This is a genomic window from Pseudomonas sp. WS 5051, assembly GCF_012985715.1.
In the GTDB taxonomy this organism is placed as follows: Bacteria; Pseudomonadota; Gammaproteobacteria; order Pseudomonadales; family Pseudomonadaceae; genus Aquipseudomonas; species Aquipseudomonas bubulae.
In genome coordinates this window covers 399,867-424,411 of record NZ_JAAQWV010000004.1, presented here as the reverse complement: position 1 = coordinate 424,411, position 24,545 = coordinate 399,867, and the positions used below count along the sequence as shown (strand labels likewise).

Below are 24,545 nucleotides of genomic sequence, written 5' to 3'. Positions count from 1 at the left end.
CATGCTCACCAAGGGGCAACTGTCGGGATGCGACATCCCATCCCCCAAGCCTCCCGCCGCGCATGCACGGAAAACTAGTAACCCTGTGCCCAAGGGCGGCTGCCACTTTCGCACCTCCGCGTGTGAATCAGAACCGGCTATCGCTCACTGCTTATGCGTCTTGAAGGGCTGCGCTCTTGGACAGGGTATAGACGTAGTCCTGGAAAGTACGGCGGTAAGCCAGCGGTCGCCGCACCCAGTTTGCTGAGGCGCCAGTTCGATGTCAGAGAACCCAACAAAGTTTGGGTCACCGACATCCGTACGTATGAGGGCTGGCTGTATTTGGCTGTGGTGCTGGATCTGTTTTCTCGTCAGGTTGTTAGCTGGTGAATGAAGTCGCAGATGACCGGTGATTTGGCAATTGATGCGTTATTGTTGGCGGTTTGGAGGCGTAAACCGAAACACAAGGTGATGGTTCACTCCATCCAAGGCAGCCAGTACAGCAGCTCGGATTGGCGCAGTTTTTTAAAAGCGAACCATTTGGTTGCCAGCATGAGTCGTCGAGGCAACTGTCATGACAACGCCGTGGCCGAGAGCTTTTTCCAGCTTCTAAAGCGGGAACGGATCAAGCGGAAAATCTACACCACGCGGGAAGATGCACGTAGTGATGTGTTTTATTACATCAAGATTTTCTACAACGCGAAACTTCGTCATGGTTTCAACAATCAGCTGTTGCCGGTAGAGTTTGAAAAGCGTTACGCAATGAGCTTTCAGGGGGTCTAAAGAACCCGGGGCGATTCAAACCGTCAAGATGAGTGCTGATTCAACCCCAGACATAGTCAACCTCATAACTTAATCATGGCGAGTTATCAAAAAACATTCCGGCAGCGCTTACCCGGGGGTTAAGAGTGTTCGCGGCATCCTCTACTCGCCATGCATAAATTGAATACTCACGGGGGGAGCACTATACCGCTGGCTCTCCTTGCCTGAATTATAAATACAGGATTCTTCGTCAAAAACCCTATCATTGCATCATGCCTTAACCCTCATTAAGGACTTCATATCAAATCAATATCATGCGAAACACACCCTGTTACAATTCAATAATCAGCCAATATCACATCCACTGCTCGGTAGATCACTAAAAACCCACAATACTGTCAAATTAGAATTAGAAATATATCATTTTGAGGCCTTGACAACTTTTTTAGCTGTTTTTAAAATACTTAAAAAGCAAACCATTCTTCTCTTTCTGAACGCACTTCAATATAAAACTGCAGAAATTATAGAAATCAACTTTCATCTTCCTTGTGCTTTTCCTAAAACTTGTACATGGGCTGGATTTCAGAGAATCGCTTATTCGGCCGCAGGCCGGCTAGCTTATCTTTTGATCTCAAATGAAAGCGGTAATTTTTTGGGATAATTACGTCTAGATTTTGGGAATCGGCACACCATCAAAATGTCTGGTTTGAGGACAGCCTCACTGGCGAACCTATGTTGAACAGATGTAGCGGTGCCCTCTGCCCCGGGACAATCGATTAGCGTATCAGCTGGTTGCTCCACTCTGCTCTACTGCACGTCAGTTTCAGGTTGAGTTTCAATATCGTTCTCACGGCCATCCAGTCAGCTACTCCAGTACATTCTGCCATCCATTCCAGATTCAGCCGGACACACTTAATGAAGGCCGTAGTTCAGGATTGATTCGCCACCATCGACCGTTTTTTTCGTCACCGCCTCCTCAGCCTCCCCTCATGATCTGCGGCAAAAACTGGCCTAATTAGCGTCAATCAAATACCCAGACTCTGCCAGCCTAACGCTGGGACTAGGAAGGTGACCTGTCTAGACGCTCACGGACAGCGCTGCACCCATAAACATTAGCGCGACCAAAATTGTTGAGGCCGCGGACACTTGGACGATCGAGCTAGATTTTCGTCGGGAGGCTACGTAGCGGAAAGCGGGCGATAGCGATCATGAGGTTGTCCAATAACCGCTTGAATGGGCATGATCCTTGCTTGGCTAGCCTACGCAAAGTGACGATAAAAAGGCTGTATTAAAATAAGCCATGCCAACTCACAGAGCCATGATCAAATCAAGGCAGCTAAAGGTTACCAGATAAAAACCGAAGCCCCGAAACGGGTGAAATGGAGCGTAGGTGGTGTCGAGCAACTCTACTGGCCGGCTCAAAAAGTCGAAAAAATCAGTTTACTGCTGTCGACATCAGCGCGCCAACTAACGGTGCTGGCCGGCTCACCATGATCCAAGACACTTTTTTTGAGAGTTTTTACGCTGCTGGATCTGCGGCTCAATGGAAGAAATCGTCTTTCGAACCAGTCGATGTCACGCGCTACGACATGATCGAAACCCCTGCAATCCTGACACCGCGCATCGTCGTACTTAAAGTCGGCGGTCTGGTGCGTGCTGCCAGCTTTTGTCTTCAACAAAAAGCTCACCTACGTTTTCCTAGATCTTGGATTGGTTGCGTTTGGATGTAGTCATCGCCACTTTGAAGGCTGAAAACGTACCCAGCAACGCGTTGACCGGGTACGCCATCACCAATAACGAACCGAGCATTATGGATGCAGTGAATCAAACTCGTACTCCATTGGCTTTTTGGCGGGTAGAACCAGAGGCTGGCCTGGGATGTACTCGACATAATACTTGGATGGCCTGTTGTTAGCGCCCTTTAAGGTCAGATCGATACCTAGCAGCATTTCCAGGGCTTCTAGGATCGCTTTGACGTCTCTGTCGAGTCTCCAGTTGTTTGATTTGACTTTGATCGGGATTCGTCGCGCGCCGCCTTCGAATAGGAGGTAGAAGTACCGGAGTCGCTCAGATCTTTGATGTTCGTCCTGATCTCTTCGAACAATTTCGACCTGAAGCTCTGAAATGGTTTCGGGGTCATAATGTATTCCTTCCTGTGTAGTTAGTTTGTGCCAAGTCAATCTTGAGCGCTTGAGCTGTCTACCACTGATGTGTTTGCCGTCAAATTCGAACGAGATCCCTTTGGGTTGGCCATCGTCGTTCAGCGTCAGTTTGATGTAGACCTTTTGCTTTCTCAGCGCCCGGACGAAGTCGAACATGTCGCCATCCTGGGCGTTCGTGGCTTCGATAGCTCCAGCGATCTTGGTGATCATCTTGTGCTTCAAAGGCAGGTCGTTGTCGCGAATCGATGCTTGGAGCTCGGCATGGGTGATCGAGACGCCCCAGGTGCCCTTCGGCTTAGGGGCTTTGCTCAGGTTGAAGCGGTCTTCGATACCCGACACTGACTCCAGGCTGATTGAGCGTTCGTTGCTGTCCCTGACCATGGAGAAGTCATCATTGAGCCGGATGCGATTTGCGACGATGTGGACGTGTTGATGATCCTTGTCCTGGTGCATTACAGCGACGTACTGGTTAGTCTCGTCAAAGCTCAGATCAGTCATGTATTTGGTGACCGCCTGACGCCATTGTGGAGTTGTCAGGGACTCTCCGGGGCGCAGGGACAGCATTGCGTGGAAGACCGGTTTGATGGCTTTCTCAGAGTCGATTGAGAAGCGGCGAAGGGTCTCAATCTGGTCGAACTCTTTGATAATCTCCGCGAGGTCTGCTTCGTTACCCTGAAGGACGCCTGGCAGTGGATCTTTGCTCATGGTGTTGAAGCTGATCGTACGGATTCCGCTGATCCCGTGGTCGTGCTTTGTGCAGCCGAAGATGTATCGAATGCGGTTCTTGAAAGAGCCTGCTGACTTCGGAAAAATCTTGCCGATCATTGAACACCCCCGAGGTTTACCTGGGCGATGTACTTCACTTTTTCAAGGAGCTCACTGCCGGGGCGGTCGGCGTTGATCAGCGATGCGAGATTCATGAGCTCCCTGGCGATCTGGACGACATCCTGGGTGACCTTGGGCTTTACATGACCGTTAGCAACGAAGTCACGGATAAAGGCACCTGCGGACTTGTAGCCTGCCTCGTTCATTTTGGAATTCAGGGTATCTAACTCAGACTTGTTAAGTCTAAAAGTTATCCGGGTTTCTTTATTTTGCTTCTCGATGTTCTTCATCTTGGCTTACCTATTATTGTTTTTATTGGTTAGCTTTTATCAACGCAACACCCGAAGGGATGTGAGTAGTCGCTTATTGCCTGCCACAGACACAACTGGCTATCTACTGATACAAGATTATTGTGCCGGTGGAGTTGTAGTAGGTGGAAGTATTTTCGAAAATATAGTGATGTATTTTCGGTTGTATGAATGTTCGCTGTGGGTGAGTGCAAAATCGCAGTATGGGAGTGCGGGTATTGGCTACCTCGCACTATATAAGAGTATTTTCGCAGTAAGTGAGTGCGGATTCACAGAGGGAGAGTGCGGACATGGTTGGATGTCGCAATATATGATTGCGGATTCGCAGTATGGCAGAGTGATTTAGCAACTGAGCGCGCGGAATAATCTAAGGCGTGACTAAGTTAGTCTAGATGGTTTTTTTAGGAGTGTGCTACCAGCTGATCCATTGCTTTTTGATCGAGCGGGGCCAAAGTTTCCAGCAATCCTCGGCAAACAACATCTTTTCCAATTTTAGACATTGTATGAATATCGCTTTCCACAAGTGTAATTGCGTTCCTGATTTCCGAGAGATAATCGGTTTTATACCCATCCGTCACATCCACGGATCGTCCCTTCCCACCATGGTTAGATAGAACCTTAGTATAATACTGACCAATACGAGCTTTTTGAGCTGTCGAGATAAAACTAGCTCGCATAATTTTCCGGGGTAGGCTTGTACCAACCTTTTTCTGAACTCTAATCAGAAAATCCCTGACACTGGATTCACTGATTTTTTCTTGCGAAACTCCGGAGAAGACGTATTCGCTTATTGAGTGCTTCATTGCATAAAGGAGTTGGCAATACGCACTGTCACTTAGTACCAAGTGAAATTCCTCTCCATTTTTCAGGGAGTCAAGTTCGTTGAGTTTTGTCCGCGCCGAAAAGATGATTGATCTAGTCGGGTGGTGTATATCCGTCTTGCGAATTTTTGCAATCTCCCCTGGCCGCACTCCGCTAAAAAGCATAAAGAGGACAGCGGCTGAAACGGTTTTAAAAGATGTTGGCACATCTCGCATCGGCTGCTGATCAGCAATAGCTAGGCACTCTGCAATAAACCCCCCAAGCTCATTAGGATTTATGCGTATCTTTGATCGCTTATTTTCGTGCCAGATTTTTAGCGTAGTCATGATGTCAACTGGATTGTATTCAACCAGCCTTTTTGAGCCGCTATCGTAAAAGGCTATGGCAAACGAAAAGATCGAGCCGAGCAGGGATAGTGTCTTGTTAGCCGTCCTCTCCCGTGGCGGGCCAAGTGTCCCATCCTTTTTTGGCAACGGTTTAGTCACCTTTGCGTGCAGGGCGGTCACATCTTTAGCGGCTATTGTGCGCAAAGGCCTGCCGGACAAATTTGGAGCAATGTGATTTTTAAAAGTCTTGCGATAGTCGTCGATGGTGCACTCAGTGAGCTTCGCTTTTGCGATCAGCATGTCCTCGAATGCGCTCTCGACAGTCACTTCCTCTTGCAAGTCTTTCGTGGTTTTTTCCTCCAGCATCGCTTCCAGGTTCGTGTACACCGACAGGGCTTCGTCGCGAATCATCGGAATTTTTGTAGTGCGTTTGTCGAAAGCACCCAGCTTAATCCTGTGGTCTCGCCCTTTGATTTTGCGCACCACAAAAAAAGTTTTACCGCCTGCTTTGGTGACCCGGATCGCCAGACCTTTGATTTCCGTGTCGTACACTAGGATGTCGGATTTGCCTTGCGGGCACGTCAGGTCGTCCAGCGTGGACTTAGTAAAATTAATTTTCAAGGCCATAACACGTCGTTTCCCTGGTTAAGTGATTGATTTTGACTTTGTTTTGGGGTTAAATCGTCGCCTGCTTTACCGCAACATCAGCCCCGATGGTGAAATTGGTAGACACACCGGACTTAAAATCCGTCGCAGAAATGTGTGCCGGTTCGACTCCGGCTCGGGGCACCATCTAGCTTCATCCCGCTCAATCAAAAAACACCCCTATTTGTCCCCAGCGTCTACCGAGACCTTGGTGTTTTTTGCTGTCTGCGATTTGGTATGCAGCACCTTAAAATTGGTAGCCGGCTTGGGAGCTATTTGGGAGCTGGCGTGGGAGCTCTGCTGGTAGCTTTCGCCATTCCAGGCCTGCCGAGCTCAGCTTTCACCCGCTCTTTAATGCAGCTAAGAATGTCCGTAAGTTACTGTTTTAACAAGTTTTTAAGCCTATAAGTACGGGCAAAAGCCGGCCTCAGCGCTCAACTGCTTTTGTATGCTGGCGACGGGTAAGATGACTTAAAATCCCCCGTTCGTAAGGACGTGCCGGTTCGATTCCGGCTTCGGGCACCAAACAAATCAAGGGCTTGCATGCGATTCGCGTGCAGGCCCTTTGTTTTTTCACCGCAAAAAAACAGACCGCTCCGCGATTCTGTTTTTTACCCCTTCTCTGTCTTCCTGCCAAAACGGGCGTCATTCTCCTGCGCAAACACAAAGCCCAGCACTAGGCCGGGCTCGGGGGTTATCACACCTGATTTCCAGACAGGTAATCAGGTGTTGCGCGTTAGAAAGAACTCTTTGTCGAAGCCTTCAACAATCGGCATAGCAGCACGCAATCGTCGGTGGCCCTCTTCGCTAAGTGACACCAGATTTGCGCGATGATCTTGCGGGTTCACTTGCTTTTCAATAAGCCCGTCCTTACCCAGGCGGGATATGATTTGCGAAATATGCATGCGATCCATACCGGTAAAACTGGCGATTCCATGCTGAGTCACCTGCTCGCCCTCTCTAGTCAGCCAACCACTTACAGCCAGGATAGCGAACTGTGGCTGGGTAAGCCCCAAGGGCTTCAAGCGGACATTAAGTTGACGCTGCCAGTCCAAAAAGTCGCGCCAGAGTCTGAATCCAGGGCTGTCGCTTGGCCCCGCGAAGGCAGAACCACTCCAGTTCTCCTCGACGCCGTCCTTGCTCACACTCATAGGGAGCTTGCCCGGGCTTCACTGGACTTCTTAAGCCCCTGCATCGTATTGGGTAACGCTGCCTGGATGGATCTACCTATCAGGTATCGAAACAGAAAGCTCAATGGCCCGGAGAATTCAACCCAGTGAGTTGCGACAGTGCCCCCCTCTTTTTCCGTGAGCAGGTGCCCGAATTCCATGCGACATAACGGCAAACGGCTTTGCGCCGAAAACGACTTTTCTTCGGTCATCTCAACAATCTGAATGCCAGCCTTGGGCCCTACCCTGGGTTTAAGCCAACCTTTGGCTCCCAACTTGAGACCGCCAGGCAAGCTGGCACTACTCACTTCTGGGTCCCAGTCAGCCCACCGTCCCGCATCCCTATACAAGCGGAACACTTGCGCGGGGGTCGATCTGATTTCAATAGACTCTTTGATTTCCATGGCCTTTGCCTTGCGTCTGTAGGGTCAAAATAATTGTAAATGCATTTACAATATAAAACCACACACCAGCAACGGCTGGTAAAAATCGCTACAAACACGATCCTCTTAGGACTCAGCTCCAGAGTTGGACTCCCTGCTCATCACCAGTCAGCACCAACGGCAATACAATAAGCACACCGCCGAGATACGACTCAGGCTCAGTGGCCAGCTGGGGCATACAACGGTCGTGATGACCGAGATTTACATCCGTCAAAGGGGCGGCAAAAAGGCAACCCAACCAAATGATTTTTGACGGGCATTCTTCACAGCAATTATTTTTGATCACGTAGAAGCAATGGCCTTCAGGGTCCTGGCACCGTCTCGCTGCGAAACATACACAGACACAGATCTAACCTACTGTTTTTAAAAAATAAATTTTTTGAATTAAAATCCCCCGTTCATAATGACGGGCCGGTTCGATTCCGGCTTCGGGCACCAAACAAATCAAGGGCTTGCATAAGACTTCTCGTGCAGGCCCTTTGTTTTGTTCGCTGCGATTTTTTCGGGTTATGCCATCGTTCATTGTTTCGAGTGGTTGGCGAGGTCTTCGCTTGACTGCCACCAATCGAGAACTGCTTGGTGTCGGGTCATGTTCAACGTCACTCCCTCAGCGAGCCAAACCCCCAGCACAGCAACAACCATTCCACTCCACGCCATGCCATGCCATGCCAACCCTGGCATGACCTCATCGAGCAATTAGTTCGCCATTACCGATGCCAATAGCGGCACCATGAAGAACAACGCCGACACCCGCGCTGCCTGATGAGAGCGGGCCATAGTCAATAGACTGAAAGTGCTGTCAGCCGATATTGCGCTATGAACTACAGCATTCAGGCGAAACATTTCTCCGCCGTTGAATGCACTGACGCTACTCACGACCACCCACATATGCTCTTCGTCAGTAAACATCGAAAAGAAGGCAACTACCCTTGCAGCAGGGACTTCAACGCAAGCGCATGAGCAACCTGTACAGAACCTATCCCCCGCTCGTTCAGACACAGGCTACACCAGCAAAAACATCGTGACCGGGCAGCGCCCTCTGGTTCTTTTCGCCATGCCATATTTATTATATTACTACTGACCGCCATAACAACAATGCAAATTAAAAGCATCAAATTAAAGATCACCTATATTAAAACCGACATACAAAAACCACCCCACACCTCGCCTCATCACCTGAGAACCCACACTACAAGGCCGAGCAATTGCATTACCAGGACTGCACATGCGCGACCACTCAAACTGCAACAAGGCGCCACTAGCCTGCTACCAGCCACGCAGAAACACATCAGATTAAACAAACCATATAACAACTATCGTCAACACCCACCTGCTGCGCTGACTCATACCTAAAACCTCATAACATTAAGATCGAATTGATATTTCACCGTCTTCTACTACAAACGCCCCTTCACAACGACAGCCAAGTGGTCTGGACTTTACATTAAGAGACATAACGTGCACCCACCGAAAACCATTAAAAATAAGACAAAAATGATCATTTTCAATCTCTTGAGCAGCCATACAACCACTCAAAACTTACCCAACCGCAATCCTGCCAGCGCAGGACGCCCCCCCTTTTAATTACACATATACTTTTTAAAAACAATCAGCCCACCTCATTACTCGCACGAAAAACATCCGAACACTAGTTACACAACTTGAAATAACCTACAGCCGTACTACTTTAAAAATATGAGCCATCAAGACTACCTACTCACTGCTGGGCTGCCATGGTTTCGTGCGCGACTTATAGCTTAAATATCAGTAACGCGCTCGCACTGTTAAAACCGGATCCAATAACACTGTTTGATAGCAACATCTACCTCCCCTCAAGAGGCCTCGGACAACATGCACACCCCTTATTGTGCCGGAGCAACTAGCATTTGGCTTGCGCACAACAAAGCCCCGCCCGCTCGTCACAAGCGCCCTGGTCTTTAACCAACACTCAGATACCGCATGCAAAGGCGGTAGTTTCTGATGCACATCATATTCTTTCATCAGAGGTTGGCGTACATCCCGCCATAAACAATCATGAACAAGATTTTTTCTGTGGTATGGAATTACTCCTTGGGCAGTTGGGTAGTCACTAGTGAGTTTGCGCACAAGAAAAATAAAAGCGGACCTTGCAAGGGCATAAGAACATTAGTGATTGTTACTGTTGGACTGTCATTAGGGCTGCTACCCACATTTGCCTTTTCCAGCACGGCAATATCGGGAGGCGTGATCAGTAACAGTTCGGCAACAGGTAATGGTGGTGCGCCGGCGACCGTAGACTTCTATTCCGTAGCCATTAGCGCCGCCTCTGGCTCCACTGCCAGGAACAGAAGTGTTGCGATCGGTGAGGCTTCCGTTGCAACAGGCGACAGCTCTGAGTCATTCGGGCGACTTGCCGTCGCTACCGGCACTTCCTCTGTTGCTATCGGATTATCTAGTAATGCTTCTGGCACTAACTCTGTCGCATTGGGCGAAACCAGCAATGCCTCAGACTTGGGAGCCTCCGCCCTGGGTGCTGAAAGCGTTGCCAACAGCCAAAATTCGACAGCTGTGGGTACTTCCAGTCAAGCTTTAGCCATAAACGCTACCGCGCTTGGTTTCAATAGCAGGGCCTCTGGTGCAAGCTCTATGGCCTTAGGCGTCAGCAGCACTGCTTCAGGTATAGCCTCCGTAGCCCTGGGAGCTAGCACGATAGCGTCTGGCCAAGACGGCATTGCTATCGGCAGCACTTCACAGGCAACCGCTGCCAGCTCCCTGGCTATCGGCTCGAACGCAAGAGCTACCGCAACCGGGGCAATCTCCATGGGTAGCGGCTCTCTGGCTAACTCGAACGATAGCGTCGCAATCGGTACCTCGGCGCAAGCCACTGGCGGCAAAGCCGTATCCATTGGCGCAGGCAACACAGCCACCGGCAACGGCGCTGTCGCCATCGGTGACCCTAACACGGCAACCGGCACCGGCGCAGTCGCCATGGGCGCCGACAATACCACCAACGGCCAGGGCAGCGTGGCCCTGGGCAATGCCAATACGGCAACAGGCCAAGGTTCCGTGGCGCTGGGTAATAGCTCCCAGGCCAACAGCGCCGGTTCCATTGCCCTGGGCGATGCAGCCACTGTGGTCAACGCCGCTACCCAAGGGTTGGCACTGGGCTCAGGGGCAACATCCAACAACATCGGGGCCGTTGCACTCGGCGCCAACAGCACCACGGCGGCGGCAGTCGCCACCACGGGGGCAACCATCGGCGGCGTCGCTTACACCTTTGCCGGGGCAGCACCCGCCAGCGTGGTCAGTGTCGGCAGCGTTGGCGCAGAACGGCAAATCACCAATGTGGCTGCTGGTCAGGTCAGCGGCACCAGTACCGATGCCATCAACGGCAGCCAACTGTTCGCCACCAATCAACAGGTCACCACCAACACCACCAATATCGCCAGCAATACAACCGCGATCAACACCCTCAATAGCGGTGGAGGCATCAAGTACTTTCACACCAACTCAACACTGGCCGACTCCTCAGCGACAGGTGTGGATGCCACAGCGACGGGAGCAAATGCCCAGGCCCTCAATGCCTCGGATATCGCGCTTGGTGCCAACACCACCGCCAGCGGCGGCAACTCCCTGGCGGCCGGTTCGGGGGCAAGTGCCACCGCAGCCGGAGCGGTGTCCCTGGGTAACGGTGCCACATCCAGTAACGCCGGTGCCGTTGCACTCGGCGCCAACAGCACCACGGCGGCGGCAGTCGCCACCACGGGGGCAACCATCGGCGGCGTCGCTTACACCTTTGCCGGGGCAGCACCCGCCAGCGTGGTCAGTGTCGGCAGCGTTGGCGCAGAACGGCAAATCACCAATGTGGCTGCTGGTCAGGTCAGCGGCACCAGTACCGATGCCATCAACGGCAGCCAACTGTTCGCCACCAATCAACAGGTCACCACCAACACCACCAATATCGCCAGCAATACAACCGCGATCAACACCCTCAATAGCGGTGGAGGCATCAAGTACTTCCACACCAACTCAACACTGGCCGACTCCTCAGCGACAGGTGTGGATGCCACAGCGACGGGAGCAAATGCCCAGGCCCTCAATGCCTCGGATATCGCGCTTGGTGCCAACACCACCGCCAGCGGCGGCAACTCCCTGGCGGCCGGTTCGGGGGCAAGTGCCACCGCAGCCGGAGCGGTGTCCCTGGGTAACGGTGCCACATCCAGTAACGCCGGTGCCGTTGCACTCGGCGCCAACAGCACCACGGCGGCGGCAGTCGCCACCACGGGGGCAACCATCGGCGGCGTCGCTTACACCTTTGCCGGGGCAGCACCCGCCAGCGTGGTCAGTGTCGGCAGCGTTGGCGCAGAACGGCAAATCACCAATGTGGCTGCTGGCCAGATCAGCGGCACCAGTACCGATGCCATCAACGGCAGCCAACTGTTCGCCACCAATCAACAGGTCACCGCCAACACCACCAATATCGCCAACAATACAACCGCAATCAACACTCTCAACAGCGGTGGAGGTATCAAGTACTTCCACACCAACTCAACACTGGCCGACTCGTCGGCGACAGGTTCGGATGCCACAGCGGCAGGAGCAAATGCCCAGGCCCTCAATGCCTCTGATATCGCCCTCGGTGCCAACACCACCGCCAGCGGCGGCAACTCCCTGGCAGCCGGTTCGGGAGCAAGTGCCAGCGCAGCCGGTTCTGTGTCGCTGGGTAACGGCTCGCTAGCCAACTCTGCAGATGCAGTAGCCATCGGCACCTCGGCACAGGCTACAGGGGGCAAAGCCGTGTCCATCGGCGCAGGCAATATCGCAACCGGTAACGGCGCCGTGGCCATCGGTGATCCCAACACTGCAACAGGTACCGGCGCAGTCGCCATGGGCGCCGACAACACCGCCAATGTTCAAGGCAGCGTGGCCCTGGGTAATCTCTCCCAGGCCAACGAGGCAGGTTCCATTGCCCTGGGTGATGCGGCCACAGTGGCTGTAGGCGCAACACAAGGGCTGGCTCTGGGCTCCGGCGCAACATCCAGTAACGCCGGTGCCGTTGCTCTCGGCGCCAACAGCACTACTGCCGCAGCAGTCGGCACCAGCGGGGCAACCATCGGCGGTGTCACTTACACTTTTGCCGGTGCCACACCGGGCAGCGTGGTCAGCGTCGGCAGTGTCGGGGCAGAACGGCAAATCACCAATGTGGCTGCTGGTCAGATCAGCGGCACCAGTACCGATGCCATCAACGGCAGCCAACTGTTCGCCACCAATCAACAGGTCACCACAAACACCACTAATATCGCCGGCAATACAACCGCGATCAACAGTTTCAATAGCGGCGCAGGCATCAAGTACTTCCACACCAGTTCAACCCTTGCTGACAGCGCGGCCACAGGCCTGGACAGCATCGCTATCGGTCCTCAAGCACAGGCCAGTGCTGCTCAATCCTTCGCCGCCGGTGCCGGAGCTCTGGCAAGCTCTACGGGTAGCGTGGCACTGGGTAATCTGGCCAGCGTATCGGTAAACGGAGGGGTTGCATTGGGGCAGGGATCGGTATCGGACCGTGCCATCGCACCGGCAAGCGGCGCCATCCCGGCAGGCAGCAGCACCTTAGCCTACGACACGACGGATGCAACATTGTTGGGTGCGCTCTCGCTGGGTTCAGCCGGTCAATATCGTCAACTGATCAATCTGGCGGACGGGACCAGTGCCCAGGATGCCGTGACCCTGCGTCAATTGGGCGGAGCCGTCGGCTCACTCAGTTCCACCGGCAGCATGTTCTTCCACGCCAATTCTGTTAACCCGCAGGACTCATTGGCTATAGGCCAGAACGCCATCGCCGTAGGGCCTGCAACTGTCGTCAATGCTGACAACGGTATAGGGATGGGTAACAACGCCGTGGTCAGCCAGGCGGCAACTGGCGGGATTGCATTGGGCGGTAACAGCCAGGTGTTGATGGCTTCCGGGGTTGCCATCGGTACCCAGGCCCAGGCCCAAGGTGAACAGTCAGTAGCGCTGGGAGCCGGGGCTGTAGCCAGTCATGCATCAAGCGTTGCCCTGGGCTCGGGTTCGATCACTACCGTCGGCGCACAGGCGGGATACACCGCTACGGGCCTGACTACATTGCAAACATCCGTGGGGGAAGTCGGGGTAGGTACTGCGCAGGGCAGTCGCCAGATTACCGGTGTAGCAGCAGGTTCTGCACCCAACGATGCAGTCAATGTCAGCCAGCTTGGCGGTGCCATAACACAGGCCAATCAGTACACCGATACGGCGGTCAACAACATAGGCGGGAATGTCTCACAGGTCCTTAACGACGTCACTAATATCAAGAACGGAACGGAAGGCATGTTCCAGGTCAATAACACCAGTGCATTGCCCACGCCTGCGGCCACAGGTACCGATGCGGTGGCGGGCGGTGCCGGCTCGCAAGCTTCCGCCAACAAAAGCACGGCCATTGGTACCAGTGCCAAGTCCGGCGGGGAGCAAGCAGTCGCGGTGGGCAACGGAGCAACAGCTACAGCTACAAACAGCGTCGCACTGGGTGCTAACTCGACAGCCACTCGCGACAACAGCGTTTCGGTAGGGGCAGCAGGCAGCGAACGGCAGATCACCCATGTCGCGGCAGCAACCCAGGGCACCGATGCGGTGAATTTCGATCAACTCAACAGCATTTCGGCGAACACCACCAACAATGCCAACAACTACACCGACCAACGTTTCTCGCAGCTCAATAGCGACCTGAAGAAACAGGACCGTGTCTTGAGCGCAGGGATCGCCGGGGCCATGGCCATGGCCAGCCTGCCACAGCCTTACGTTGCTGGCGCCAGCATGACAGCTTTGGGCGCTGCCACCTATCGTGGGCAAGGAGCGCTGTCGTTCGGCGTGTCGAGAGTCTCCGATAACGGCCACTGGGTGGCCAAGCTCCAGGCCAGTACCACTACCCAGGGCAATTTTGGGGTCGGTGTCGGTGTGGGCTACCAGTGGTGAGCATGAACTGAAGCAGTTACCAACGACGGTCAACACCCGTCACTGCCGCCCCGGCACGGCTCCATTGGTGCCGGGGCGTTAATCCAAAAAAACAGGGCGAATACCATGTCATTGCTCAAAACAACCGGATGGGTTATCTCATTGGCGCTGATGGCAGGCTGCGACGGCGCTCCACAAATTTTCGCCAACAGGGAGCCGCATGGCGTAATGCTCCCGGCACTGCCAATAATCCAGAGGGCAGTCATGGGGATGGTTCCCATGGTCGAAGGGCAGCGTAACGATGTGATGATGCACCATGTCTGCGCAATGGCTCGCGGTGAAAGTACCGCGCATCAAGTTGCTGAAACCTTGAAAAAACAGGGTGTCGATCTGAGCATAACGCCAGCAAAGGGCGATCCATTATCATTGCTGGTGGATCCGGACATGTCTCACCGGGCGACCGCATGCGCAGCCTACATTGCAACTTCGCCAATGGTGCTGCCAAGAACCAGCGATTTCATGGTTGAAACGGTTAACGAACAAACGCGGGAAAGACACCCGAGAACGATGCATATAGACCCACAAAAACTGAACACCTACCTACGGGTACAATTGGCAATCGCCAAGTCCGATGCAGACGTATTTGCCCTTATTGCAAGTCAATTGGCACAGACCCCAGGCTTGACCCTGGATCAATACAACCAGCGTGCCAAAAGCCTGTTTACAATCATTGCCCCCGGGTACTTGCAGCGGGTCAAGGAGTTATATACCAACGCCAAGAATGATCAGTATACGTTGAAGGAATACTCTGACACCGGTTTCAAGTTTACCTCCAGCAGCGGACATTCATTTGAGTACGACTACAACGGTTTGAACCTGAGCTACAACCATATTCCCTGGTATGGAGCTGGCCAGTTGCTGGGTAAAACCTACTGGCTGGACGTGGCGTACTTTGATCCGGCATTGGTAGCAACGTTAAAAACGTTGCCGGGCACAACCACAGCAGTCAAACCTTGAGCGCATCTGCAACCTTAGTCCTCTGTGGGAGCAAAGTAGCTCCCACAGTTCAGACAAACAACATTACGCCTGTTAGTGCCTGGCCATTTCCTGCAACAGACGACCATCTCCGGCGAAAAACCCCCGTCATTTGCAACCCCACCCGCATCCCCCTCACCTGGCAGGCTGGCAGGCTGATCGCTGGCAAATCTGTGAGGTTCCAGCCGTGGTGTGACTGAGTACCGCGGGCGCACAACGATGTCCTTCTCACCCACCCACACCTCGCGAACATCAATCGCCATGGCGGTGCTCGGCACGCCGGGCAAAGCCAGCAAGTCAAAACCTTTGAACAAGCTCGCCATCTTGGCCACATGGCCTGGCATGAAAGGGGCATCGCGCTCTGACTGCCAGGCGAGCCCCGAGGGTGCTCGTTGCAACCGTTAAAAACACGCCATTGCTGAAAAAACGCAACCCGCAGAAAAGACATTGTGTTGTTTCGAAAACAAATGTTATGTTGCTAACAGAAGGCGAGAAAATGACACGCCGATAACAATCACATGCTTGGCGTGCTCCTATGTCCCCGGAAAAGAACAGTTTTCTTCAGTTGCTGGAACATGAGTTCTCCAACCTGACCCCCACCGGTAAGCGCATCGCCAGTTATTTGCTGGGCAATCCGCAGCAGTTGCCGTTCGAGTCTGCCGACAGCATTGCCCAGCAGGCCAGCACCAGCGGCATTTCCGTAGGCCGGTTCTTGCGCTCGCTGGGTTATCAGAACCTCGATGAGGTCAAGCAGAGCCTGCGCGGTGACGCACCCGGCTCCTGGCTGATCACCGACCGCATCGGCGCCTTTCGCGCCGAAAACACCAACGACGATGCCCTAGAACGCTCCATGCACCGCGAAGTCGAGGCCATCCAGCAGGTTTACGGCCTGGCCCGCAGCGACGCTTTTGCCGGTATCGTGCAGCGCATTCATCAAGCCGATGCGGTGTTTATCCTCGGCATCCAGTCCACCCGCGGGATTCTCACCGCGTTTCACAGCCACCTCGAATACATCCGCCCCAAGGTCTATTACGTTGACGGCCTTTCCGGCATCTATGCCGAAACCCTGAACTCCGGCTTTGCCAACCCCTACGCGATCATTGCCGATTTTCGCGCCTATTCCAGCGTCACCCAGACCTTCTGTGACGCCGCCATCGACAACGATTTACCACTGGCCCTGATCACCGATCTGCAGTGCCCATGGGCCCGGGACTACCCGACCCTGGATCTGTTGCAGATCAAGACCGATGTTGGCCAGTTCTGGGATTCACCGGCCCCCCTGGCGTGCCTGCTTAACCTGTTGGTGTCGGCCGTCGCGGAAAAATACGGCGAGCATCTGGATGCACGCCTGGCCAAAAACCGTCAGTTGCAAAAAGCTTTCGGCCAGTTCGAAGGCTGAGCCCCTCGCCCAAAACAAAACAGCACTGGAGTGTTTGTGTGAACCAAAGCGTTGCAAGCCCGAGCCCGCTCGTTGATATCGATGCCGAGCAGTACCAGGTACAGATCGAGATGATCTATGCCACCGCCGACAACCTGGCCGGCAAAGTGATCTACCCCAACGCCCGCTGCCAGCTGCATCGCGATGCCGCCCAGTGCTTGCGCAAGGCCGTCGAGCTGGCCAGCCTGGCGGGTTTTACCCTGCGTATCTATGACGCCTACCGACCGCCCTATGCACAGTTTTTGTTATGGGAAGCCCTGCCCAATGGCGACTACGTGCGCGACCCGCACCTGGGCTCCCATCACAGCCGCGGCGTCGCCGTGGACCTGACCCTGGTGGACAGCGACGGCCAGCCGCTGGACATGGGCACCGCCTTTGACGCGATGCAAGACCAGTCCCATCAGTTCTACCCCGACCTGCCGGTCAACGTGCAGCGCAATCGCCTGCTGCTGCTGGGCATCATGCTGATCGCCGGGTTCCACGCAATTGCCACTGAGTGGTGGCATTACGAGTTGCCCAACGCCGACGACTACCCCCTGATCAACGAATGATACGGCCCACGAAACCACAGAGTTTCGAGGCCAGCGCCACTGTTTGAAGACAACAAGAAAACGCTGCACACCTGCTTGACCTGCTACTGCCCGGTTATAGATTCCAAAAATAAACCTACTTCCAGACATCAAATGTTGAAGGAAACCGGCATGACCCTCACTGATACCGTGACCCGCACCACCGCTTCACGTACCCGCTCACTGCTGCCTGGCCTGCTCTGCGCCGCCCTGAGCCTAGGGGCCTGGCAAGCCGCAACCGCGGCCACCGCTCAGGACACGCTGATTATCGGCAAGCCTGCCGACCCGCAGACCCTGGACCCGGCCGTGACCTTCGACAACAACGACTGGACCATCACCTACCCGTCGTACCAGCGACTGGTGGGCTACAAGACCGACGGCGAAAAAAGCAGCACCGAAGTCCAGGGTGACCTGGCCGAAAGCTGGACTGTGTCGCCGGACAACCTGGTCTGGGAGTTCAAGCTCAAAACCGGCAACAAGTTCGATGACGGCACCGAAGTCGACGCCAACGCCGTCAAGTTTTCCTTCGATCGCCTGATGACCCTCAAGCAAGGGCCGTCGGGTGCATTCCCGGAAGACATGGTGGTCGCAGTGGTTGATCCGCAAACCGTCCGCTTTACCCTCAAAACCCCGTTCGCACCGTTCCTGTTTACCCTGGCCCACAATGGCGCGTCCATCGTCAACCCGCTGGTGGCCAACAAGGGCGCTGAAGCCAACGCCTGGCTCTCCAGCCATACCGCAGGCTCGGGCCCATACCGCCTGGCCAGCTGGCAGAAAGGCCAGTCCCTGACCATGGAACCCAACCCCCACTACGCCGGGGCCAAGCCGGCGTTGAAAACCGTGGTACTGAAAATCATCGCCGAGCCTTCGGTACGCCGCCTGCAACTGGAGCGCGGTGACCTGGACATCATCGAAGACATGCCTGAAGACCAGCTCGGCTCACTGGCCAGCAAGCCAGGCGTGGTGGTCAAGGAATACCCGTCGCTGCGGGTCACCTACCTTTACCTGAACAACAAGCAGGGCCCGTTGACCAACGTCGATGCGCGCCGGGCCATCACCGAGGCCGTGGACTACAACGGTATCGTCAAGGGTATTCTCAAGGGCAAGGCCGAATTGCTCAACGGGCCGATCCCGGACGGCATGTGGGCCTACGACAGCTCGCTGCCCGCCATGAAACAGGACATGCAGGCCGCCGCCGACAGCCTGGCCAAAGTGCCGAAGAAAATCACCAACCTGAGCTACATGTACTCGGACAAGGACGCCAACTGGGAACCGATCGGCCTGACCCTGCAAGCCGCGCTGATGCCCCTGGGCATCAACCTCAAGCTGGAAAAGACCGCCAACGCCACCCTGCGCGAACGTGTTGGCCAGGCCGACTATGACATCGCCGTCGGCACCTGGAGCCCGGACTTCGCCGACCCCTACATGTTCATGAACTTCTGGTTCGACTCAAAAATGCAGGGTCTGCAGGGCAACCGCTCGTTCTACAGCAACCCCCAGGTCGACACCCTTATCCGTGAAGCGGCAACCACCAGCGACACGAGCAAGCGCACCGAGCTGTACCAGCAGGCGCAAAAACAAGTGCTCGCCGACAGCGCTTACGTTTACCTCTTTCAAAAGAGCTACACCCTGCCAATGCGTGATTCAGTCAAAGGCTATGTGTTCAATCCCATGCTTGAGCAAGTGTTCAACCTGGGCAGCATGAGCAAGTAAAGCTGCTGCTGCGTGCGCGCCGGCAATGGCGCGCACGGTTGTGGATTTCTGTCGTTAGAGTGACTGAGGTGCCCTATGGCCTTCCTGACGTTGTTGCGCAAGCGCCTGCTTGGCCTGTTACTGGTCGTGTTCGGTGTCTCGCTGATTACCTTTACCATTTCCCACCTGATTCCCGGCGACCCTGCCCGGCTGATCGCCGGTGACCGGGCCAGCGATGCGCTGGTGGCCGGCATCCGTCATCAACTGGGCCTGGATTTGCCGCTGTACCAGCAATACGGCCGTTACGTGCTCGACCTGGTGCAGGGCGACCTGGGTACCTCGATCCGCACCAATCGTCCGGTGCTGGAAGACTTGCAGGCGTTCTTCCCGGCCACCCTGGAACTGGCACTGGTGGCGCTGTTTCTGGCCATCCTGGTCGGCGTGCCGCTGGGTGTGCTGTCGGCGGTCTATCACAATCGTGCCATTGACCAGATCGCCCGCACACTGGCCGTGACCGGCATCTCGACCCCGGCGTTCTGGCTGGGCCTGGGCGCCATCGTGCTGTTTTACGGCCACCTCGGCTGGCTGCCTGGCGGCGGGCGTTTGTCCGAAGGTCTGACGCCACCGTCGACAATTACCGGCTTCTACCTGATTGACGCATTACTGGCGGGTAACTTCAGCCTGTTTGTCGATGCACTCAAGCACCTGATCCTGCCCGCAGCCACCCTGGGCTTTGTGACCCTTGGGGTTATCTCGAGGCAAATTCGTTCTGCCATGCTCGACCAGCTGGGCGAGGACTATATCCGCACCGCCCGCGCCTATGGCTTGTCGAAATGGACCGTGATCCTGCGCCACGCCTTGCCCAACGCACTGATCCCTTCGGTCACGGTGCTTGGGCTGACCCTCGGCGACCTGCTCTACGGTGCAGTCCTGACCGAAACCGTATTCGCCTGGCCGGGCATGGGCGCCTATGTGGTCAAGTCGATCCAGTCCCTGGATTTCCCGGCGGTGATGGGCTTCGCCATCCTGGTGTCGTTTATCTATGTACTGCTGAACATGGCCATCGATCTGCTGTACCGCGTGATCGACCCGCGCATCGGCGAGGTGAATTGAAATGTCCGTGCCTTTGACCGCAATACCGCGCCCGCAATGGCGTGAAAAATTCACTTACCTGACCTGGCAGATCCGCCGTAGCCCGCTGACCATGGCAGGCCTGCTGATCACCCTGATGGTGGTGATGTGCATGATTTTCGCCCCCTGGCTGGCCAGCCATGACCCCAATACCCTGAACCTTGCCGAGCGCCTGGCGCCGCCTTCCGCCGAGCACTGGTTCGGCACTGATGAAGTGGGCCGCGACCTGTTCAGCCGGGTACTGTACGGCAGCCAGCAATCGGTGGGTGTCGGTCTGTTCGTGGCCTTTGCCTCATGCTTTATCGGCGGCCTGCTGGGCTGTTTTTCCGGTGTAATAGGCGGACGCTTCGATGCCCTTACCATGCGCCTGATGGACATCATGCTGTCGGTGCCGTCGCTGGTGTTGATCATGGCCCTGGCCGCCGCACTGGGCGCCAGCCTGTTCAACGCCATGCTGGCCATCACCCTGGTGCGGATTCCGTCCTATGTGCGCCTGGCCCGCGGCCAGGCCCTTGGCATTCGCCAGATGGGCTACGTGAAGGCCGCCGAAACCTTCGGTGCCCAACGCTGGCACATGGTCCACTGGCATGTGGCGCGCAACGCCATGCCACCCTTGCTGGTGCAACTGAGCCTGGACATCGGTAGCGCCATTCTCATGGCTTCGGCACTGGGCTTTATCGGCCTGGGCGCGCAACAGCCCACGGCGGAATGGGGCGCGATGGTCGCCACGGGGCGCAATTACATCCTCGACAACTGGTGGTACTCGACCTTTCCGGGGCTGGCGATCCTGATCACCGCCACCGGTTTCAACTTGCTGGGCGATGGCGTGCGCGATCTGCTCGACCCGCGGCAACAGGGGAAATGACCATGACTCATTCGCAACCGGTACTGGCCATCGACAACCTGAGCCTTGAGTTCCCGGCCTACAAGAGCAGCGTCAAGGCGTTGAACGGCGTGTCGCTGCACGTCAACCCCGGCGAGATTGTCGGTGTGGTCGGCGAGTCCGGCTCGGGCAAATCGGTGACCGCCATGCTGAGCATGCGCCTGCTGCCCGAACGCAGCTATCGCATCACCTCCGGCAGCCTGAGCATGCTCAACCGCGACATGCTCAGCGCCCCTGAAAAGGACCTGCTGAAAATTCGTGGCCGCGATGCGGCGATGATCTTCCAGGAGCCCATGACCGCCCTGAACCCGACCCGCCGCATCGGCCGACAAATGCTCGATGTCATCATCCACCACCAGAAAATCAGTGCTGCCGCGGCCCATGCCAAGGCTGTCGCCCTGCTGCGCGACATGCATATCGCCAGCCCCGAGCAGGTGCTGGAAAGCTACCCCTTCGAGCTGTCGGGGGGCATGCGCCAGCGGGTGATGATTGCCCTGGCTTTCTCTTGTGAGCCACAACTGCTGATCGCCGACGAACCCACCACTGCGCTGGATGTGACCGTGCAACGCCAGGTGCTGCTGTTGCTGCGCGAAAAGGCCCGACAAAAAGGCACCGCCATTCTCCTGATTACCCATGACATGGCGCTGGTGTCACAGTTCTGCGACCGGGTCTACGTGATGTACACCGGCGCGGTGGTGGAACAGGGGCTCACCGCCGATGTCATGAGCCACCCGCAACACCCTTACACCCGTGGCCTGCTCAGCGGCCTGCCGGAGATGGTCGAGCCGGGGCAACCGCTGCTGACCATCCCCGGGCAAGTACCCAACCTGGCACGCCTGCCCACCGGCTGCACGTTCGCCGAACGCTGCGTGCATGCCATGCCGGTGTGCGGTGAACGCCCGGTGCTGACCGCCATCAACCGTGACGAACAACGCAAAACCGCGTGCTGGTTGCCACAACAGGAGCTTTCGCAATGAACAGCGCACTGATCTACCCCGTCAAGCAGAGCGGCCCCGAGATTCTGAAACTTGCCGATGTGCGCGTGCGCTTCCCTGTCAGCAACGACTGGCTGGGACGTCCCCGGGGCTATGCCCACGCACTCAATGGCATCGACTTGCAGGTACGGGCCGGTGAAACCCTGGGCATCGTCGGCGAGTCGGGTTGCGGTAAAAGCACCCTGGCACAATTGCTCATGGGCCTGCTCAAACCCAGCAGCGGCGAACTGAGCTGGGCCAACGGCAGCAAGGGCGAAGGCAGCAGCAACGTGCAGATCGTGTTCCAGGACCCGCAATCGTCGCTCAACCCGCGCCTGCCGATCTGGCGCATCATCACCGAACCGCTGTACGCCCGCGGCATGCGCTCGCGCGAACAAATGCGCAGCATTGCCGCCAAAGTGGCGGCTCAAGTGGGCATTCGTCCGGAATATCTGGACCGTTTCGCCCACCAGTTTTCCGGCGGGCAACGTCAGCGCATCGCAATTGCCCGGGCACTGTCATCAGACCCGGACATTATCGTTCTCGATGAGCCAACATCTGCACTGGATATCTCGGTGCAGGCGCAAATCCTCAACCTGCTGGCCGAACTGCAGCAGGCGCGCAACCTCACCTACATACTGATTTCCCATAACGTATCGGTGGTACGCCATATGGCCGACCGCGTGGCGGTGATGTATCTGGGGCAAATCGTCGAACTGGGCAACGCCGCCCAGGTGCTCGATCAACCGCGCCATCCCTATACGCGCCTGTTGTTTGAAGCGGTACCGCGCCTGGGTGTGCCCTTGCTGGCCGAGCAGGTAGCGGCGCCCACCGAACTGCCGGGCAACCGCAAACTGCCCGAAGGCTGTTTCTTTCTCGAGCGTTGCAGCGCCAGCCGTGAAGGCTGCAAGCAACCACAGGTGATGCGCGGCGGCGAGCACCAGCGGGTGCGGTGCCACGTTATGGGCTGAAACCGCTTTGCGGGCAGGCTCGCCGAACCGGCATGGATGCCGGTAGCGCCGGATATAGAACCGGTATCCGGCTTGGCCACAACTCAAACCAGCCGTTGTATCTGCTTATGCCGCCACACGAGTCGGTAATAAGCCATCTGTAGCACCAGCATGGCCACATAGGTCACCGGGAACGCCATCCATACGCCTTGCAGGCCAAAGTGCGCATCCAGCATATAAGCCGCTGGCAGCTCGATGCACAGCACGCAAAAAATCGTGATCGCCATCGGCACCAGCACCACGCCACTGGCCCGCATGATCCCGCCGATCACTGCCTGGAAGCCAAACACCAGCACGCTCCACAGCATGATATGCAGCAAGTGCTCAGCCCGTACCCGCGCCTCGACATCGGTGATGAACAGGCCCAGCAACCAGTGCGATAGCACATAACCGAGCACCACCAGGGCACCGGTCAGGCACAGATTGATCAGCAAACCAGTGCGCAGGATCGGCCCGATACGCTCGATGCGTCCGGCACCAATGGCCTGGGCCCCGAGGATCGAGGCGGTAATGGCAATCGACAGCGCCGGAAACTGCACATAATTAACGATCTGGGTCACTGCGCCATAGGCCGCCGTAGCCTGGGAACCGTGACTGTTGACCAGCGCCAGAATCACCAGTTCGGACAGCGACAGCACCACCATCTGCACCCCGGTTGGCAAGCCGATGCGCAGCACCTTGCCCAGGATCTCGCGGTTCAGGCGCAGCGCGGCCCACAGTTCACGGTCAGGCGCCATCACATGTTTTTTATGACGCAAGCGCAGGACCAAAAACAGCATTGCCAGTACGTTACCCACCAGCCCTGCATAGGCCGCACTTTGAATGCCCAAAGTTGGCAAACCGCCCCAGCCCAGGATCAGCGCAGGGGTCAGCAGCAACCCCACCACCGTGGAGACCATCAGCGCCAGCAACGGCGAAACCGTATCGCTGACCCCACGCAAAATCTGGGTAAAGAGGATAAAGACCAGCAGCAACGGCATGATCAGCATCATCACCCGGGCATAGCCGACGGCCTCTTCCAGCACGTCAACCGGGGTGCCCAACGCCAGCAGGGCCGGGCGCGCCAGCAGGCTGCCCAGCACCGCGGCAACCAGGCCGATCACCGCGCCAAGGGTCAGGGTTGCCCCGGTGATCTGCTTGACCAGTGCGGTTTCCCGCGCGCCCCAGGCCTGTCCGATCAGCACCGAGGCACCGGCGCCCAGACCGATGACCAGGGCGATAAAGAAAAACACGATGGGAAACATCCCCGACACCGCAGCCAAGGCCTGGGTGCCCAGCAACTGGCCAACGTAAATCCCGTTGAGGGTGCCGGAAAAGCTCTGCAGGAAATTGGACAGGACCATCGGCGCCAGGAAGATCAGGTAGATCTGCCATAGCGGCCGTTGTGAAGGGGTTTGCATGGAAAGTGAGTCCCGGAAAATAAC

Annotated in this window: 16 protein-coding genes, 1 tRNA gene and 1 pseudogene; 12 read left to right on the top strand and 6 right to left on the bottom strand. The window is 56.0% G+C overall.

Going from position 1 to position 24,545, the window contains the following annotated elements; genetic code table 11:
- Positions 1-150: 150 nt before the first annotated feature.
- Both HBN79_RS09150 and HBN79_RS09145 read left to right on the top strand, forming a co-directional pair.
- Positions 151-762, top strand: a pseudogene (locus HBN79_RS09150) (IS3 family transposase); the annotation flags it as partial.
- Positions 763-2,231: 1,469 nt separating this feature from the next.
- A complete protein-coding gene (locus HBN79_RS09145) occupies positions 2,232-2,471 on the top strand; it encodes a hypothetical protein (protein ID WP_169916585.1) in 240 nt (79 codons plus the stop codon).
- A gap of 78 nt (positions 2,472-2,549) precedes the next feature.
- Here the strand turns inward: HBN79_RS09145 and HBN79_RS09140 are convergent, their stop codons facing one another.
- The 3 genes from HBN79_RS09140 to HBN79_RS09130 all read right to left on the bottom strand — a co-directional run bounded on the left by HBN79_RS09140 (position 2,550) and on the right by HBN79_RS09130 (position 5,811).
- Positions 2,550-3,728: a relaxase/mobilization nuclease domain-containing protein gene (locus tag HBN79_RS09140; protein WP_169916584.1), complete on the bottom strand. Its 1,179-nt coding sequence runs from the start codon at positions 3,726-3,728 to the stop codon at positions 2,550-2,552.
- Positions 3,725-4,018, bottom strand: a complete 294-nt coding sequence (locus tag HBN79_RS09135) for a hypothetical protein (protein ID WP_169916583.1) — start codon at positions 4,016-4,018, stop codon at positions 3,725-3,727. Before HBN79_RS09135 ends, HBN79_RS09140 begins: the two co-directional genes overlap by 4 nt.
- Before the next feature lie 419 nt (positions 4,019-4,437).
- Positions 4,438-5,811, bottom strand: coding sequence for an integrase family protein (locus HBN79_RS09130; RefSeq protein WP_169916582.1), 1,374 nt, complete (start codon positions 5,809-5,811; stop codon positions 4,438-4,440).
- An 80-nt stretch (positions 5,812-5,891) separates the two neighbouring features.
- Here HBN79_RS09130 and HBN79_RS09125 point away from each other — a divergent pair.
- Positions 5,892-5,976, top strand: a tRNA-Leu gene (locus tag HBN79_RS09125).
- 575 nt (positions 5,977-6,551) lie between these two features.
- Here HBN79_RS09125 and HBN79_RS09120 read toward each other — a convergent pair.
- Both HBN79_RS09120 and HBN79_RS09115 read right to left on the bottom strand, forming a co-directional pair.
- The gene (locus HBN79_RS09120) at positions 6,552-6,980 is read right to left on the bottom strand and encodes a MarR family winged helix-turn-helix transcriptional regulator (protein WP_095018645.1); all 429 of its coding nucleotides are present in this window, start codon (positions 6,978-6,980) and stop codon (positions 6,552-6,554) included.
- On the bottom strand, positions 6,977-7,402 hold the full coding sequence (locus HBN79_RS09115; RefSeq protein ID WP_095018644.1) for an SRPBCC family protein: 426 nt from the start codon (positions 7,400-7,402) through the stop codon (positions 6,977-6,979). The genes HBN79_RS09120 and HBN79_RS09115 overlap by 4 nt, the downstream gene beginning before the upstream one ends.
- A gap of 2,838 nt (positions 7,403-10,240) precedes the next feature.
- On the opposite strand from HBN79_RS09115, the gene HBN79_RS23970 reads away from it, so the two are divergent.
- The 9 genes from HBN79_RS23970 (at position 10,241) to HBN79_RS09070 (ending at position 23,082) form a co-directional block, all read left to right on the top strand.
- A complete protein-coding gene (locus tag HBN79_RS23970; RefSeq protein ID WP_275942187.1) occupies positions 10,241-14,410 on the top strand; it encodes a YadA-like family protein in 4,170 nt (1,389 codons plus the stop codon).
- A gap of 105 nt (positions 14,411-14,515) precedes the next feature.
- Positions 14,516-15,406: a hypothetical protein gene (locus tag HBN79_RS09105; protein ID WP_095002828.1), complete on the top strand. Its 891-nt coding sequence runs from the start codon at positions 14,516-14,518 to the stop codon at positions 15,404-15,406.
- Between the two features lie 553 nt (positions 15,407-15,959).
- Positions 15,960-16,823, top strand: coding sequence for a MurR/RpiR family transcriptional regulator (locus HBN79_RS09100; protein WP_095002830.1), 864 nt, complete (start codon positions 15,960-15,962; stop codon positions 16,821-16,823).
- A gap of 38 nt (positions 16,824-16,861) precedes the next feature.
- Positions 16,862-17,413, top strand: coding sequence for a D-alanyl-D-alanine dipeptidase (gene ddpX, locus HBN79_RS09095; RefSeq protein WP_095002831.1), 552 nt, complete (start codon positions 16,862-16,864; stop codon positions 17,411-17,413).
- 150 nt (positions 17,414-17,563) lie between these two features.
- A complete protein-coding gene (locus tag HBN79_RS09090; RefSeq protein WP_169916580.1) occupies positions 17,564-19,144 on the top strand; it encodes an ABC transporter substrate-binding protein in 1,581 nt (526 codons plus the stop codon).
- Positions 19,145-19,219: 75 nt separating this feature from the next.
- On the top strand, positions 19,220-20,236 hold the full coding sequence (locus HBN79_RS09085; RefSeq protein ID WP_095002833.1) for an ABC transporter permease: 1,017 nt from the start codon (positions 19,220-19,222) through the stop codon (positions 20,234-20,236).
- Between the two features lies 1 nt (position 20,237).
- On the top strand, positions 20,238-21,119 hold the full coding sequence (ddpC, locus tag HBN79_RS09080) for a D,D-dipeptide ABC transporter permease (protein ID WP_095002834.1): 882 nt from the start codon (positions 20,238-20,240) through the stop codon (positions 21,117-21,119).
- 2 nt (positions 21,120-21,121) lie between these two features.
- Entirely contained in the window at positions 21,122-22,114 is a 993-nt protein-coding gene (locus HBN79_RS09075) for an ABC transporter ATP-binding protein (protein ID WP_095002835.1), read from the top strand.
- Positions 22,111-23,082, top strand: coding sequence for an ABC transporter ATP-binding protein (locus HBN79_RS09070; RefSeq protein WP_095002836.1), 972 nt, complete (start codon positions 22,111-22,113; stop codon positions 23,080-23,082). Before HBN79_RS09075 ends, HBN79_RS09070 begins: the two co-directional genes overlap by 4 nt.
- 83 nt (positions 23,083-23,165) lie before the next feature.
- Here the strand turns inward: HBN79_RS09070 and HBN79_RS09065 are convergent, their stop codons facing one another.
- Positions 23,166-24,521 carry an MATE family efflux transporter gene (locus HBN79_RS09065; protein ID WP_169916579.1) on the bottom strand — a complete coding sequence of 452 codons (1,356 nt, stop codon included), beginning with the start codon at positions 24,519-24,521 and terminating at the stop codon, positions 23,166-23,168.
- Positions 24,522-24,545 lie beyond the last annotated feature (24 nt).

Coding starts and splice junctions, on each gene's coding strand:
- HBN79_RS09145 (WP_169916585.1), top strand. CDS start 2,232: ATGATCCAAGACACTTTTTTTGAGAGTTTTTACGCTGCTGGATCTGCG.
- HBN79_RS09140 (WP_169916584.1), bottom strand. CDS start 3,728: ATGATCGGCAAGATTTTTCCGAAGTCAGCAGGCTCTTTCAAGAACCGC.
- HBN79_RS09135 (WP_169916583.1), bottom strand. CDS start 4,018: ATGAAGAACATCGAGAAGCAAAATAAAGAAACCCGGATAACTTTTAGA.
- HBN79_RS09130 (WP_169916582.1), bottom strand. CDS start 5,811: ATGGCCTTGAAAATTAATTTTACTAAGTCCACGCTGGACGACCTGACG.
- HBN79_RS09120 (WP_095018645.1), bottom strand. CDS start 6,980: ATGAGTGTGAGCAAGGACGGCGTCGAGGAGAACTGGAGTGGTTCTGCC.
- HBN79_RS09115 (WP_095018644.1), bottom strand. CDS start 7,402: ATGGAAATCAAAGAGTCTATTGAAATCAGATCGACCCCCGCGCAAGTG.
- HBN79_RS23970 (WP_275942187.1), top strand. CDS start 10,241: ATGGGTAGCGGCTCTCTGGCTAACTCGAACGATAGCGTCGCAATCGGT.
- HBN79_RS09105 (WP_095002828.1), top strand. CDS start 14,516: ATGTCATTGCTCAAAACAACCGGATGGGTTATCTCATTGGCGCTGATG.
- HBN79_RS09100 (WP_095002830.1), top strand. CDS start 15,960: ATGTCCCCGGAAAAGAACAGTTTTCTTCAGTTGCTGGAACATGAGTTC.
- HBN79_RS09090 (WP_169916580.1), top strand. CDS start 17,564: ATGACCCTCACTGATACCGTGACCCGCACCACCGCTTCACGTACCCGC.
- HBN79_RS09085 (WP_095002833.1), top strand. CDS start 19,220: ATGGCCTTCCTGACGTTGTTGCGCAAGCGCCTGCTTGGCCTGTTACTG.
- ddpC (WP_095002834.1), top strand. CDS start 20,238: ATGTCCGTGCCTTTGACCGCAATACCGCGCCCGCAATGGCGTGAAAAA.
- HBN79_RS09075 (WP_095002835.1), top strand. CDS start 21,122: ATGACTCATTCGCAACCGGTACTGGCCATCGACAACCTGAGCCTTGAG.
- HBN79_RS09070 (WP_095002836.1), top strand. CDS start 22,111: ATGAACAGCGCACTGATCTACCCCGTCAAGCAGAGCGGCCCCGAGATT.
- HBN79_RS09065 (WP_169916579.1), bottom strand. CDS start 24,521: ATGCAAACCCCTTCACAACGGCCGCTATGGCAGATCTACCTGATCTTC.